Here is a 13,815-nt window from a genome sequence, read left to right as displayed (position 1 = left end):
GTGGGCGGGTTTCTTTTCGCCCCCGTCTATCTTTGTGTTTTTGTTTGTGTGGTGGTGGTGTGTGTGGGTCTGGGGGTGTTTGTTGGGGGGGGGGGGTGTGGGGGGGGGGGGGGGGGGGTGGGGGGGGGGGGGGGGGGGGGGGGGGGGGGGTTTGGGGGGGGGGGGGTGGGGTGGGGGTCCCTCGGCTGCCGTTGCCCTTGGGGGGCTCCCCCCCACCCCTCCCCCACCCCGCGCCCCCGGCCCCGCCCCCACGTCACGTCCCTCCTCCCCTCCGTTCACCCCTCCCCCGCCACCGTGACCACCCCGTCGTCCAGCTCCAGCACCCGGTCGGCGAGGGTGAGGAGAGTGGTGTCGTGTGTGGCGACCAGCGCCGTCACACGCTCGCTGCGGACGACGGCGCGGAGCAGTTCCATCACCTCCAGGCCGGTTTCGGCATCCAGTTGTCCCGTCGGCTCGTCTGCGATGAGCAGGGCGGGACGGTTGGCGAGGGCGCGCGCTATGGCGACGCGTTGCTGCTGGCCACCGGAGAGCTCCCCGGGACGCTGGGTGGCGTGGTCGGCGAGGCCCACCAGGGACAGCAGGAGTGCGACGCGCGCTTCGCGCTCCCGCGGTGGGACCTTCCGCAGCCGCAGCGGTACTCCGACGTTCTCGGCGGCGCTGAGTATCGGTATCAGTCCGAAGGACTGGAAGACGAAGCCGATGCGGTCGCGGCGCATCGCCAGTAGTTCGTTTTCTCCGAGGTCGGTCAGGGGTGTGCCGTCGACGGTGATCCGTCCGGAGTCCGGGGTGTCCAGGCCGCCGATGAGGTTGAGGAGGGTGGTCTTGCCGGATCCGGAGCGGCCGCGCAGGGCGACCAGTTCGCCGTGCGGGACACGGCATGTCACTCCGCGCAGGGCGTGTACGGCGCCCGTTCCGGTGCCGTAGGTCCGGTGCAGGTCCTCGACGAGGACCATCGCCTTCGCCGGCACCGCGTCGGCGACGGCCGTACCCGCGGTCGTCGTCCCGCCGTTTGCCTCGCTGTTCCCGTTCATGGTGGGTGGTTCCCCCGTTCTGGTCTTAGCCCCTGTGTCGCTGGAGCCCTCCAACTTGCCTTGGATTTCCCCCAGTTAGTTTCACCGGAGGGGCAACCGCTCGTCTTCGTTGGTGTGTTGTCTGCCCGTTGCGAAACAGTATGAGGATGGGGCGCGCGGGCCGGCAATGCCTGTGGATAACTCGGGGAGGGGCAGGTCAGGTGGGGTTCGGTCGGCCCGCGGGCCGTCACGTCCCGGTGGCAGAAGTCGCGTTCGGGCTGCGGTGCCCGGCGCCTGGCTTCCCCGTAGTGGCTGCGCCTGGCAGCAAGGGGTGGCGGTGGTCCGCGGCGTACGCAAGGGGGCGGCCCCGGGGAAGGTCATCCCCGGGGCCGCCCTCGTGTGTGACGGTGGTGCACCGCGTGTGGCGTGTCCGTAAGCCGTCGTCCGTCACCGGTGTGTCTGTGCCAGGTCCCGGAGTGCCACGTTCAGGTCCAGGACGTTGACCCGGGGTTCTCCCATGAAGCCCAGTTGGCGTCCCTGGGTGTGGTCCTGGACGAGCTGCTCGACCTTGTCGGCGGGGAGGTGGTTCTCCTTGGCGACGCGGTTGGCCTGGAGGAGTGCGTACTCGGGTGAGATGTCCGGGTCGAGGCCGGAGCCGGAGGAGGTCACGGCGTCGGCCGGTACCTCTGACTCGGGAACGCCGTAGGTGGTGGCGACCCACTGCTTGCGTTCCTTGATGGCCTTGATGAGGTCGGTGTTGGTGGCGCCCAGGTTGGAGGCTCCGGAGACCTGGATGTCGTACTGGGTGTTGACGCCGTTGGTGCGGTTGCTCCCCAGGCCGGCCGAGGGGCGGGGCTGGAAGTAGCGGAGGTCGGGGATCGGGTTGCCCTTCTTGTCGGTGCCCTTGTCGTAGCGCTGGCCGATGAGGGAGGAGCCGACGACCTTGCCGTGGGAGGTGACCTCGGATCCGTTGGCCTTGCCGGGGAAGGCGGCCTGGGCGACTCCGGTGACCACCAGGGGGTAGATCACGCCGCAGACCACGGTCAGGACGAGCAGGGCGCGCAGGCCCGCTGTCAGCAACCGGGCGGTGTTGCGTACGGAGTTGTTCATGGCGGTCACCCGATTCCGGGGATGAGGGAGATGAGCAGGTCGATGATTTTGATGCCGATGAAGGGTGCGATGAGGCCGCCGAGTCCGTAGACGGCGAGGTTGCGGCGGAGCATCTTGTCGGCGCTGACGGGTCGGTACTGGACGCCCTTGAGGGCGAGCGGCACCAGGGCGACGATGATCAGCGCGTTGAAGATGATCGCGGACAGGATCGCGGTCTGGGAGCTGTGCAGCCGCATGATGTTGAGGGTGTCGAGGCCGGGGTAGGCCACGGCGAACATCGCGGGGATGATCGCGAAGTACTTCGCGACGTCGTTGGCGATCGAGAAGGTCGTCAGGGCGCCTCGGGTGATGAGGAGTTGCTTGCCGATCTCGACGATCTCGATGAGCTTCGTCGGGTTGGAGTCCAGGTCCACCATGTTCCCGGCCTCCTTGGCGGCCGAGGTGCCGGTGTTCATGGCGACGCCGACGTCGGCCTGGGCGAGGGCAGGGGCGTCGTTCGTGCCGTCGCCGGTCATGGCGACGAGTTTGCCGCCGGCCTGTTCGCGCTTGATGAGCGCCATCTTGTCTTCGGGCGTGGCTTCGGCGAGGAAGTCGTCGACGCCGGCTTCCTCGGCGATGGCCTTGGCGGTCAGCGGGTTGTCGCCCGTGATCATGACCGTTTTGATGCCCATCTTGCGGAGTTCGGCGAAGCGTTCGCGCATGCCGTCCTTGACGACGTCCTTGAGGTGGATGACGCCGAGGACGCGGGGGCCGCTCTCGTCTTCCAGGGCGACGAGCAGGGGGGTGCCGCCGGCCTGGGAGATGGTGTCGGCGAGTTGCTGGGCATCGTCGCTGTTGGTGCCGCCGCGTTCCTGGACCCAGGCGAGGACGGAGCTGGTGGCGCCCTTGCGGATCTTGCGGCCGTCGACGTCGACGCCGGACATCCGGGTCTGTGCGGTGAACGGGATCCATTCGGCGCCCGTCAACGTGTCGGCGCTGAACTCACCCTCGCGCAGTGCGTACTTCTCTTTGGCGAGTTCGACGACGGAGCGCCCTTCGGGGGTTTCGTCGGCGAGTGAGGACAGTTGGGCGGCGTCGGCGAGTTCTTCTTCGGTGGCGCCGTGGACGGGGACGAACTCGGCGGCGCGGCGGTTGCCGTAGGTGATGGTGCCGGTCTTGTCGAGCAGCAATGTCGATACATCGCCTGCTGCTTCGACGGCGCGTCCGGACATGGCGAGGACGTTGCGTTGGACGAGGCGGTCCATACCGGCGATGCCGATGGCGGAGAGGAGGGCACCGATGGTGGTGGGGATGAGGCAGACCAGCAGGGCGAGCAGCACGATCATGGACTGCTCGGCGCCGGCGTAGATGGCGAACGGTTGAAGGGTGACGACGGCCAGCAGGAAGACGATGGTGAGGGACGCGAGGAGGATGTTCAGCGCGATCTCGTTGGGGGTCTTCTGTCGTGCGGCGCCTTCGACGAGGTTGATCATCCGGTCGATGAAGGTCTCGCCGGGCTTCGTCATGATCTTGATGACGATGCGGTCGGAGAGCACCTTGGTCCCGCCGGTCACGGCGGAGCGGTCGCCGCCGGATTCCCGGATGACCGGAGCCGATTCACCGGTGATCGCGGATTCGTCCACCGATGCGACGCCTTCGACGACGTCGCCGTCTCCGGGGATGATGTCGCCGGCTTCGCAGACGACGAGGTCGCCGACGCGGAGTTCGGTGCCGGGTACGCGTTCTTCGTCGGTGCCGTTGAGGCGGCGGGCGACGGTGTCGGTCTTGGCTTTGCGGAGGGTGTCGGCCTGTGCCTTGCCGCGGCCTTCGGCGACGGCTTCGGCGAGGTTGGCGAAGATGACGGTGAGCCAGAGCCAGACGGCGATGGCCCAGCCGAACCAGTCGTTGGGTGAGGCGCAGGCGAATATCGTGGTGAGGACGGAGCCGACCTCGACGACGAACATGACGGGGGATTTGATCATCACCCGCGGGTCGAGTTTGCGCAGGGCGTCCGGCAGTGAGGTGACCAGTTGCTTGGGGTCGAAGAGGCCGCCGCCCACGCGGCCGTCGCCGGACTGTTGGCCGCCGTTGGCGTCCTGTTCTGGAGCGCGGGTCGGTGTGGCGGTGGACATGGAGCCGTGCTCCTCCGGTTTCACGGGGGCGGTCATGACAGGCCCTCCGCCAGCGGCCCGAGGGCGAGTGCCGGGAAGTAGGTCAGACCGGTGATGATCAGGATCGTGCCGACGAGCAGCCCGGCGAAGAGCGGCTTTTCGGTACGGAGGGTGCCCGCGGTCTCGGGGACCGGTTGCTGTTCGGCGAATGAGCCGGCGAGGGCGAGCACGAACACCATGGGGAGGAAGCGGCCGAGCAGCATGGCCAGGCCGATCGTGGTGTTGTACCAGGGGGTGTTGGCGTTGAGTCCGGCGAAGGCGGAGCCGTTGTTGTTGGCGCCTGAGGTGTAGGCGTAGAGGACTTCGGAGAAGCCGTGGGGTCCGGCGCCGAGTGCCTTGGTGTTGAGCATGGAGCCGAGGGCGTCGGGGAGGACCATGGCGGCGGCGGTGAAGCCGAGTACCAGTGTCGGCGTGATGAGGATGTAGCAGGCGGCGAGTTTGATCTGACGGGTGCCGATCTTCTTGCCGAGGTATTCGGGGGTGCGGCCGACCATGAGTCCGGCGATGAATACGGCGATGACGGCCATGACGAGCATGCCGTAGAGGCCGGATCCGACGCCGCCGGGGGCGATTTCGCCGAGCATCATGCCGAGGAGCTGGATGCCGCCGCCGAATGCGGTGAAGGAGGAGTGGAAGGCGTCCACGGCTCCGGTTGAGGTGAGGGTGGTGGCGACGGAGAAGATCGCGGAGGCGCCTACGCCGAACCGGTTTTCCTTGCCTTCCATGGCGGCGCCGGCGGCCTGGAGTGCGGGGCCGCTGTGGGCGAATTCGCTCCACATCATGAGGGCGGTGAGGCCCAGCCAGATGATGGCCATGGTGGCGAGGATGGCGTAGCCCTGCTTCACGTTCCCGACGAGCTTGCCGAAGGTGCGGGTGAGCGCGAAGGGGATGACGAGGATCAGGAAGATCTCGAAGAGGTTGGTGAAGGCGTTGGGGTTCTCGAAGGGGTGGGCGGAGTTGGCGTTGAAGTAGCCGCCGCCGTTGGTTCCGAGTTCCTTGATGACTTCCTGGGAGGCGACGGCGCCGCCGTTGGTCTGTTGGGCGCCGCCCATGAACTGGCCGACTTCGTGGATGCCGGAGAAGTTCTGGAGGGCTCCGCAGGCGACGAGGACGAGGGCGCCGATGATGGAGATGGGGATCAGGACGCGGATGGTGCCGCGTACGAGGTCGGCCCAGAAGTTGCCGAGTTCGCCGGTGCGGGAGCGGGCGAAACCGCGGACGAGGGCGATGGCGACGGCCATGCCGGTGGCGGCGGAGACGAAGTTCTGTACCGCGAGGCCGGCGGTCTGGACGACGTGGCCCATGGCCTGTTCGCCGCTGTAGGACTGCCAGTTGGTGTTGGCGACGAAGGAGGCGGCGGTGTTGAACGCCTGGTCGGGGCTGATCGAGGCGAATCCGAGGGAGAGCGGTAGGTGTCCCTGGAGGCGCTGGAGGAGGTAGAGGAAGAGCATCCCGGCGAGGGAGAAGGCGAGGACTCCGCGGAGGTAGGCGGGCCAGCGCATTTGGGTCTCTGCGTTGGCGCCTATGCAGCGGTAGATGACCTTTTCCACGCGCAGGTGGCGGGGGGAGCTGTAGACGGCGGCCATGTAGTCGCCGAGGGGGCGGTACACCAGGGCGAGCGCTGCGATGAGCGCTGTGAACTGGAGGACGCCCGCGAGAGCGGGGCTCATGTGGCCCGCTGCGGTGGCAGCTGTCGACACCTCAGAACCTCTCCGGGAAGACGAGGGCGAGGACCAGGTAGCCGAGGAGGGCGACGGCCACGATGAGGCCGACGATGTTCTCGATGGTCACAGCTTCGTCACCCCCTTGGCGACGAGAGCCACCGCAGCGAAGACCGCGAGGGTGACGACGACGAAGGCCACGTCGGCCATCGTTGCTCCTAGATGGGCAGACGGAATGGGACCCCTAGAGCAAAGCGGCGTTCTTCCGCCGTTTGAACGCTGTTGACGCCTCCCTTACGGCCATTAGCGTTCCGTTGACGGTTTTCTTACGCTTCCCGACCTGACCTGCGTAAACGCTGAGGGGCCGTACCCCCTGTATGGGAGTACGGCCCCTGTGACCGTCACGATTGAGCCGCCGAGGCGGCGTTTTGGCACCGTGCGGCCTTGCGCCGTGCTGTGCCGTGGTGGGTCAGCGGATCTCGGTGATCTCCGGTCCGCGTTCCAGGCGCTCCACGCCGCCGCCGAAGCGCGACCCCTGGGCCGGCTCCTGCTGCACGCCGTCGGGCACCATCTGGGCGTCGTCGGGCAGCTTGAGGACGATCGGGTCGCGGGGTGCCATCGGGCCCTCGCCGCGGACGATGACGGTGTCCCGGAAGATGTGCTCCAGTACACCCGCGGCCTGCGGCTGCACCGCGCCCTGTCCGGAGATCACTCCGCGCAGGAACCAGCGCGGGCCGTCGATGCCGACGAAGCGCACGACCTGGACGCCGTTGGTGCCGTCCGGTAGCTGCACGGGTACCTGGGCGCGCAGTTCCCAGCCCAGCGGGCCCTCGGCCTCGTCGATGACGCCGCCCTGCTGCGTGATGCCCGCGGCGATCTCCGCGCGGACCTCGCCCCAGATGCCCTCGTTCTTGGGGGCCGCGAACGCCTGCAGTTGCACGGCGCTGTCCTGGAGGACCACGGTCGCGGCCACGATCGCGTCACCGGCGACCTCGACGCGCAGTTCCATGCCTTCGACACCGGGCACGTAGAGGCCGCCGAGGTCGACCCGGCCCTCGCCGGGCTCCTTGACCTCCGACAGGTCCCAGGGGCCGTCGGGGCGCGGCGCGGGCGGGAGGTTGAGCCGCTGTTGCGTCGCGTCGTCCTCGCCGGTCTCCGCCTCGTCGGCGAGCGCCGTGTCCTCGGCCGGCTCTACAGGAGCCTCGTTCTTCTTGCGACGTCCGAACACGTCACTGTCCTTCCCGGTCGTCACCGACCGCTGCGTATTCATTCCCGCCCGTGGAGCCGTCCACCGCCCTGTGACCGCCGGTGGACCCGAATCCCCCCTCGGCCCGCGCCGAGCCGGGAAGTTCCGCCACCTCGTGGAAGCGCACCTTCTCGACCTGCTGGACGACCAATTGGGCGATCCGGTCATACTTCTCGAACCGCACGCTCTCGCGCGGATCCAGATTGACCACGATCACCTTGATCTCTCCACGGTACCCGGCATCGACCGTCCCGGGGGCATTCACCAGCGCCAATCCGCAGCGGGCCGCCAGCCCTGAGCGGGGGTGCACGAACGCCGCGTAGCCGTCGGGCAGTGCGATCGAAACGCCGGTGGGGAGAACGGTGCGTTCGCCCGGTGCCAGTTCGGCGGCCTCGGTGGTGACCAGGTCGACCCCGGCGTCGCCTGGATGCGCGTAGGACGGAACAGGAACGTCCGGGTCCAGCCGGCGCAGGAGTACGTCCACCGGATTCCGTAGCTGGCTCACGGGTTCACCTCGAAGGCGCGTACGCGCTTGACCTGGTCCGGGTCGGACATCGCCGCCTGGATCTCCTCGGTCCTTCCGTTGTCGATGAAGTGGTCGACCTTGACCTCGATGAACACGGCCTGGGCGCGGACCGCGATCGGGCCGTCCGGGGCGCCTATCCGGCCGACCGCCGTCGAATAGATCTTCCGGCCGTGCACGGCGGTGACCTGCGCTTCCAGGTGCAGGACCGTGCCCAGGGGCACAGGCGTGACGAAGTCGGTCTCCAGCCGTCCGGTCACCGCGATCACCCGCAGCAGCCAGTTCAACGAGCCGAGCGTCTCATCGAGCGCGGTGGCCAGTACTCCGCCGTGTGCCAGGCCCGGCGCTCCCTGGTGGGCCTCCTTGACGGTGAACTCGGCCGTGACGAGCACGCCGTCGCCGGCCCGGGCTTCCAGGTGCAGCCCGTGGGGCTGGCCCGTGCCGCAGCCGAAGCACCCGTCGTAGTGCGCGCCGAGGAGTTCTCCGGGGGCCGGCGCGTCCGGGTGCCGGACCGGGGCCGTGGCGTCCTCGGGGGGCGTCAGCCGCGTCCTGGGTTGGTCAGTTCCACTCACGAGTGCAGACCCTACCCGCGCGGATAAGGGGCGGATGCCGCCGTGCCAAGCTGGGGGCATGCAGTCGTACGAAGAACGTCTCACCGCGCCCCGCTCCTGGTGGGTGATCGCCGCGCTCCTCGGCGTCGCCTGTGCCCTGATGCTGCTCCCCTTGGGGACGCTCCCGATGCTCGGCGGGCTGATCGGCGGCGCGGCGCTGTCCGCGGTGGCGGTGAGCTCGTACGGCTCGGCGCGGATCCGGGTGGTGGGCGGCGCGTTGATCGCGGGGGAGGCGAAGATCCCGGTGTCGGCACTGGGTGAGGCGCGGGCGCTGGACGCGGCGGAGGCGCTGGCCTGGCGGACGCACAAGGCCGATGCGCGGGCCTTCATGCTGCTGCGGAGCTACGTGCGGACGGCGGTGCGGGTGGAGATCGCCGATCCCGAGGATCCGACGCCGTACGCCTATCTGTCGACGCGGGAGCCGGAGCGGCTGGTCGCGGCGCTGGCGTCGGCGCGCGGCTGACCCGTCGGGGCGGGGAGGGCGTCCCAGGGGATCTGGCGGCGGCGGAGGTCCGCGCGGATCTTGTCGGCGAGTTTCCTGGTGTCGCGGCGGTTGAGGAACGCGCCGACCGCGGCGCCGACCAGGAACGGCGTGAGGTTGGGCAGGTTGCGCAGGGTGCGCTTCATGATCTGCTGGCGCAGTTCGCGTCTCATCTGCCCGCCGAGTGCGAGGTTGAGCGAGGCGGGCTTGGCGATGTCGATGCCGCGTTCCTGGGTCCAGGACGTCAGGTAGGCGGTGGCGCGCTGGGTGCGGTTCCCCGCCGGCCGCAGGCCGTAGACCTCGTGGAGTTCGGCGATCAGTTTGAGCTCCACCGAGGCGACGCCCGCGACCTCGGCGGCGAGTTCGGCGGGCATGGCGGGTGGGACGGGCAGCATGGCGGCTGCGCCGACGCCCGCGCCTACGGTGGCGGTGCCCGCGCAGGCGCCCGCCACCAGCTTGTCGGCGAGTTCCTCGGGGGTCAGTCCGGGGAAGTGCGCGCGCAAGGTGGCGAGGTCGCGTACCGGGATCCTGGGGGCGGTGGCGATGATCCGGTCGGCGATCACGCCGAGCGCGGACCGTACGCCGTCGCGGCCCTTCCTGGCGCCGCGGACGGCCGCGCCCGCGAGCGAGGCCGGGCGGCCTCGCCGCTGAAGTCCACCGGTCGTCCGTTCCTCGGGGAGGGCGGTCAGGTCGGCGGGCACGGGCGCGGTTTCCTCGCGTGATCGTGCGCCGGCCGCCGGACCGTTGCCGCCCTTGCGGCCCTTACGGAACGGGTTCACGCCTGGCACGGCGTAACCGGTCAGGCCGCGCAGTCGCGGCAGATCGGGTTGCCGTTCTTGTCCTCGGCAGCCAGCTGGCTGCGGTGGTGGACCAGGAAGCAGCTCATGCAGGTGAACTCGTCCTGCTGCTTGGGCAGGACGCGGACCGCGAGTTCTTCGTTGGACAGGTCGGCGCCGGGGAGTTCCAGGCCCTCGGCCTGCTCGAACTCGTCGACGTCGACGGCCGAGGCGGACTTGTCGTTCCGCCGCGACTTCAGTTCTTCGATGCTGTCCTCGTTGAGGTCGTCATCGGTCTTGCGTGGAGTGTCGTAATCCGTAGCCATGGTCGCTCTCCCCCTCTGGGTGTCTGCGGTGTCTCAGCGCTCGTAACGCGTGAGAGGCCGGACTTGTGCCCGACCTGAGGCGGAGATTTTGCCTCACATCAAGGTCTGTTACTCAATCGACACCCAACCGCACCCCTGAAGAGGTGATCGGTTTGGATGGCGATCAGGACCGTACACGGTCCGAATGTCGCACCTCGCGCAGCCCATCACGTGTACTTCCCGTGATCAGGGCCCTGGGAAACCCGGATTTTCCCGGCTTTCCACCAGGCATTTCGATCACGGAGGGTAGATGGCCGGAATGGAGCCTCTGTGAGGGATCACACACGGTCAGGGCGGCAGGCGGACCCGCCGAATTCCGCGCAAAGCGAACTCGGCGAAGGATCCCCGGAGACCCCTCGTCCCGTCAAACCGAAACGGTCGGCCGGGAACGGACGGAATCGGGGTGTGCGGCCGCCGGGCGGGCGACCGTACGCGCGGGTAGCCAGGAGTCCCCGGCGGCCCCAGCGGCCCCTCCAGCGGCCGCACAGGGGCCCTGTCGCCGGTGTCAGAGCGGCAGCACCACCCGCATGTCGAGTCCGCCGCCTTCGCGTGGTTCGGCGGTGATGGTGCCGTCGTGGGCCCGGACCACCGAGCGGACGATGGACAGGCCCAGGCCGACGCCCTTGTCGCTGCCGGTCCGCTCGGTGCGCAGCCGCCGGAACGGCTCGAAGAGGTTCTCCACCTCGTACGCCGGCACCACCGGCCCCGTATTGGAGACCACCAGCACCGCACACCCCGGCTGCGGCTCGGTGGCCACCTCCACCCAGCCACCCTCGGGCACGTTGTACCGCACCGCGTTCTGCACCAGGTTCAACGCGATCCGCTCCAGCAGCACACCATTGCCCTGCACGAACACCTGCTGCCGCACCCCCCGCAGCTCCACCCCCTTGCCCTGCGCCTCCTCCCGGGTCTGATCCACCGCCTGCGAGGCCACCTCCGACAGATCCACCGGACGCCTGTCCACGATCTTGTTCTCACTACGCGCCAGCAGCAGCAACCCCTCCACCAACTGCTCACTGCGCTCATTGGTCGCCAACAACGTCTTCCCCAGCTGCTGCACCTCCGCCGAAGCCTCCGGATCGGCCAGCTGCACCTCCAACAACGTCCGATTGATCGCCAACGGCGTCCGCAACTCGTGCGACGCGTTCGAAACGAACCGCCGCTGCGACTCGAACGCCCGGTCCAACCGGTCCAACATCTCGTCGAAGGTGTCCGCCAACTCCTTCAGCTCGTCATCCGGACCCCCCAACTCGATCCGCCGATGCAGATCCGACCCCGCCACCCGCTGCGCGGTCCGCGTGATCCGCCCCAACGGCGACAACACCCGCCCCGCCATCGCATAACCGAACGCGAACGCCACGACCGTCAACCCCAACAACGCCAGCAACGAACGGTTGAGGAGGTTGTTGAGGGCCACCGCCCGCTGGTGCATCAGGCAGTTGTTGACCGCCTCCTGCAGCAGCGCCCCGGAGGTCTCGGTGGGCAGGTCGCAGATGTCACTGGTGGACTGGAACTTCCCGCCGAGGATCTTCAGCGGCAGTGCGCTGCCGTCGTGCAGGGCGGCCGCGGCGAGCATGTAGATGATCGTGAGCAGCACGATGCCGGCCATCAGGAACATGCCGCCGTACAGCAGCGTGAGTCGTATCCGGATGGTGGGGCGCAGCCACGGGAAGGGCCGGACGTTGACCGGTTTCGGGTCCCAGGCCGGTTTGGGCGGGACCGGTGGCGGTGGCGGTGCGGCCTTGGAGCTGGAGAACGAGGGGAGGGAGGGCATCGGCGGTCAGATCCGGTATCCCGAGCCGGGGACGGTGACGATCACCGCGGGCTCGCCGAGCTTGCGGCGCAGCGTCATGACCGTGACCCGGACGACGTTGGTGAACGGGTCGGTGTTCTCGTCCCAGGCCTTCTCCAGGAGCTGCTCGGCCGAGACGACCGTGCCCTCGCTGCGCATCAGGACCTCCAGGACCGCGAACTCCTTGGGGGCGAGCTGGACCTCCCGGCCGTCGCGGAAGACCTCGCGGCGGTTGGGGTCGAGCTTGATCCCGGCGCGCTCCAGGACGGGTGGCAGGGCCACAGTGGTGCGGCGTCCCAGGGCGCGGACCCGGGCGGTCAGCTCGGTGAACGCGAACGGCTTGGGGAGGTAGTCGTCCGCTCCGATCTCCAGGCCCTCGACGCGGTCGCTGACGTCACCGGAGGCGGTGAGCATCAGGACGCGGGTGGGCATGCCCAGCTCGACGAGCTTGCGGCAGACGTCGTCGCCGTGGACGAGCGGGAGGTCACGGTCGAGGACGACGACGTCGTAGTCGTTGACCGCGATCCGTTCCAGCGCGGCGGCGCCGTCGTAGACCACGTCGACGGCCATGGCCTCCCGGCGCAGTCCGGTGGCCACAGCATCGGCGAGCAGCTGCTCGTCCTCGACGACGAGAACACGCACGTCGCAGTCCTTCCTTACGGCCCTCGATGAGCAGGGCACACCAACGTTCAGAGCTCTTCCATCCTGCCCCGAAGAGTCATAAACCGGCGGTAAGGGGGGTGTGGAGGGGGGGAAGGCGGGGGGCCTGGGCGGTGGGGGCGTGGATTTCCGGGCCGATTGAGGTTTCCCTGAGGGTGCGTGTGGGGAGGACGACTGCACACCCGCGATCACGCCCTGTATCGGCGTCTTGGCACGCTTCGTTTCCATCGCAGGGATCACGCCGTGATCGACCCACCCGTCGGCACACCCCCGTGCCACCGACCTACGACGAGGGGGCGCACCATGGACGCGTTCACCGCAGGTATTTTGCAGCGCATACGGAACACCGAAGCCGATCTGGTCCGGGCCCGCGAGTCGGGTGACGAGCTTCTCGCCGAGGTCGAGCTGGCGGAGCTTGAGGACTTGCAGCGCCTGGCTACCGAGCACGGCGTGCGGTACACCGTCAACGCCTGATTTCGGCTGCGTAGGACAGCAGCTGCGCCCCGGCACCGGGGGAAGGTGCCGGGGCGCAGTCATGCCCGCACGCAGTTCGTGGGCGTGGGGTCGGGTCAGTCGTGCCAGGCGCCGAGTGCGTCCAGTCGCGGCTGGAGGTCGGCGAAGACGCCCGGCGAGGCGGCGACGGTCAGTTCGTGGCTGGCGGCCCGGCCGGGGCGGCCGCCGGTGAGGGCGCCGGCCTCGGCGGCGATCAGGACGCCGGCCGCGTGGTCCCAGGGGTTGAGGCCGCGCTCGTAGTAGCCGTCGAGCCGGCCGCAGGCCACGTCGCACAGGTCGATGGCGGCCGAGCCGCCGCGGCGGATGTCGCGGACCTCTGGGAGCAGGGCGCGGACGACCTCCGCCTGGGCGGCGCGGCGCTCGGTGAGGTAGCCGAAGCCGGTGGCGATCAGGGCCTGGGCGAGCGGTGGGGCGGGCCGGTGGCGGATCGGCTCGCCGTCGAGGTGGGCGCCGCGGCCGCGGACGGCCTGGAAGGTCTCGCCGCGCATCGGGACGGCGACCACGCCGACGACGGTCTCGCCGTCTTTCTCCGCGGCGATGGACACGGCCCAGGAGGGCAGACCGTAGAGGTAGTTGACGGTGCCGTCCACGGGGTCGATGACCCAGCGCACGCCGCTGGTGCCAAGGCTGCCGGCGCCCTCCTCCCCCAGGAAGCCGTCGGTGGGGCGGTGCTCCCCGATGAAGTCGGTGATCAGCTTCTCGGAGGCGAGGTCCATCTCGGTGACGACGTCGATGGGGCTGGTCTTGGTGGCGGCCACCCCCAGGTCGGCGGGGCGGCCGTCGCGCAGCAGGGTCGCGGCGCGACGGGCGGCCTCCAGGGCCAGTTCGAGGAGTTCGTCGAGGAGGGGGTCGGTGTGCGGCTGGTGGGGGTGCTGCGGGTCGGGCACGGTGCTCCTTGCTCGGACGAGCGGTGGTCG

15 protein-coding genes are annotated in these 13,815 nt (G+C 69.2%); 2 read left to right on the top strand and 13 right to left on the bottom strand.

Annotated elements, in window-relative coordinates; all coding sequences use genetic code 11:
* Window positions 1–275 precede the first annotated feature (275 nt).
* The 8 genes from ACFVT2_RS26580 to ACFVT2_RS26545 all read right to left on the bottom strand — a co-directional run bounded on the left by ACFVT2_RS26580 (window position 276) and on the right by ACFVT2_RS26545 (window position 8,272).
* Window positions 276–1,031: an ABC transporter ATP-binding protein gene (locus tag ACFVT2_RS26580; protein ID WP_390021906.1), complete on the bottom strand. Its 756-nt coding sequence runs from the start codon at window positions 1,029–1,031 to the stop codon at window positions 276–278.
* A 426-nt stretch (window positions 1,032–1,457) separates the two neighbouring features.
* On the bottom strand, window positions 1,458–2,120 hold the full coding sequence (kdpC, locus tag ACFVT2_RS26575; RefSeq protein WP_390021905.1) for a potassium-transporting ATPase subunit KdpC: 663 nt from the start codon (window positions 2,118–2,120) through the stop codon (window positions 1,458–1,460).
* 5 nt (window positions 2,121–2,125) lie between these two features.
* Complete coding sequence (gene kdpB / locus ACFVT2_RS26570; protein WP_390021928.1) at window positions 2,126–4,231, bottom strand: potassium-transporting ATPase subunit KdpB; 2,106 nt, start codon at window positions 4,229–4,231, stop codon at window positions 2,126–2,128.
* 32 nt (window positions 4,232–4,263) lie between these two features.
* Window positions 4,264–5,940, bottom strand: a complete 1,677-nt coding sequence (kdpA, locus tag ACFVT2_RS26565) for a potassium-transporting ATPase subunit KdpA (protein WP_390021926.1) — start codon at window positions 5,938–5,940, stop codon at window positions 4,264–4,266.
* A gap of 31 nt (window positions 5,941–5,971) precedes the next feature.
* Window positions 5,972–6,061, bottom strand: a complete 90-nt coding sequence (gene kdpF, locus ACFVT2_RS26560; protein WP_016575741.1) for a K(+)-transporting ATPase subunit F — start codon at window positions 6,059–6,061, stop codon at window positions 5,972–5,974.
* A gap of 339 nt (window positions 6,062–6,400) precedes the next feature.
* Window positions 6,401–7,183, bottom strand: a complete 783-nt coding sequence (locus ACFVT2_RS26555; protein ID WP_390021904.1) for a DUF3710 domain-containing protein — start codon at window positions 7,181–7,183, stop codon at window positions 6,401–6,403.
* A complete protein-coding gene (gene dut / locus ACFVT2_RS26550) occupies window positions 7,161–7,682 on the bottom strand; it encodes a dUTP diphosphatase (protein WP_390021903.1) in 522 nt (173 codons plus the stop codon). The genes ACFVT2_RS26555 and dut overlap by 23 nt, the downstream gene beginning before the upstream one ends.
* Window positions 7,679–8,272 carry a PaaI family thioesterase gene (locus tag ACFVT2_RS26545; RefSeq protein WP_390021902.1) on the bottom strand — a complete coding sequence of 198 codons (594 nt, stop codon included), beginning with the start codon at window positions 8,270–8,272 and terminating at the stop codon, window positions 7,679–7,681. Before ACFVT2_RS26545 ends, dut begins: the two co-directional genes overlap by 4 nt.
* Before the next feature lie 58 nt (window positions 8,273–8,330).
* Between ACFVT2_RS26545 and ACFVT2_RS26540 the strand changes: the two genes are divergently transcribed.
* Window positions 8,331–8,774 (top strand): DUF3093 domain-containing protein, encoded by a 444-nt coding sequence (locus ACFVT2_RS26540; RefSeq protein WP_390021901.1) that lies wholly within the window; start codon window positions 8,331–8,333, stop codon window positions 8,772–8,774.
* On the opposite strand, the gene ACFVT2_RS26535 is transcribed toward ACFVT2_RS26540, so the two are convergent.
* The 4 genes from ACFVT2_RS26535 to ACFVT2_RS26520 all read right to left on the bottom strand — a co-directional run bounded on the left by ACFVT2_RS26535 (window position 8,714) and on the right by ACFVT2_RS26520 (window position 12,367).
* Window positions 8,714–9,580 (bottom strand): hypothetical protein, encoded by an 867-nt coding sequence (locus ACFVT2_RS26535; protein ID WP_390021900.1) that lies wholly within the window; start codon window positions 9,578–9,580, stop codon window positions 8,714–8,716. The two genes, ACFVT2_RS26540 and ACFVT2_RS26535, sit on opposite strands and share 61 nt — an antisense overlap.
* Window positions 9,581–9,591: 11 nt before the next feature.
* Window positions 9,592–9,894 (bottom strand): DUF4193 domain-containing protein, encoded by a 303-nt coding sequence (locus ACFVT2_RS26530; RefSeq protein WP_016575747.1) that lies wholly within the window; start codon window positions 9,892–9,894, stop codon window positions 9,592–9,594.
* 544 nt (window positions 9,895–10,438) lie between these two features.
* Window positions 10,439–11,707, bottom strand: a complete 1,269-nt coding sequence (locus ACFVT2_RS26525; RefSeq protein WP_390021899.1) for a sensor histidine kinase — start codon at window positions 11,705–11,707, stop codon at window positions 10,439–10,441.
* A gap of 6 nt (window positions 11,708–11,713) precedes the next feature.
* The gene (locus tag ACFVT2_RS26520; protein ID WP_016576171.1) at window positions 11,714–12,367 is read right to left on the bottom strand and encodes a response regulator transcription factor; all 654 of its coding nucleotides are present in this window, start codon (window positions 12,365–12,367) and stop codon (window positions 11,714–11,716) included.
* A gap of 321 nt (window positions 12,368–12,688) precedes the next feature.
* Here ACFVT2_RS26520 and ACFVT2_RS26515 point away from each other — a divergent pair, with 321 nt between their 5' ends.
* Window positions 12,689–12,859 carry a hypothetical protein gene (locus ACFVT2_RS26515; RefSeq protein ID WP_180985689.1) on the top strand — a complete coding sequence of 57 codons (171 nt, stop codon included), beginning with the start codon at window positions 12,689–12,691 and terminating at the stop codon, window positions 12,857–12,859.
* A 95-nt stretch (window positions 12,860–12,954) separates the two neighbouring features.
* Here the strand turns inward: ACFVT2_RS26515 and ACFVT2_RS26510 are convergent, their stop codons facing one another.
* Window positions 12,955–13,785: an inositol monophosphatase family protein gene (locus ACFVT2_RS26510; RefSeq protein ID WP_390021897.1), complete on the bottom strand. Its 831-nt coding sequence runs from the start codon at window positions 13,783–13,785 to the stop codon at window positions 12,955–12,957.
* Window positions 13,786–13,815 lie beyond the last annotated feature (30 nt).

The organism is Streptomyces sp. NPDC058000 (genome assembly GCF_042886435.1).
GTDB lineage: Bacteria > Actinomycetota > Actinomycetes > Streptomycetales > Streptomycetaceae > Streptomyces.
The sequence above is the reverse complement of the archived record's forward strand: the minus strand, read 5'-3'. Positions and strand labels throughout refer to the sequence as shown.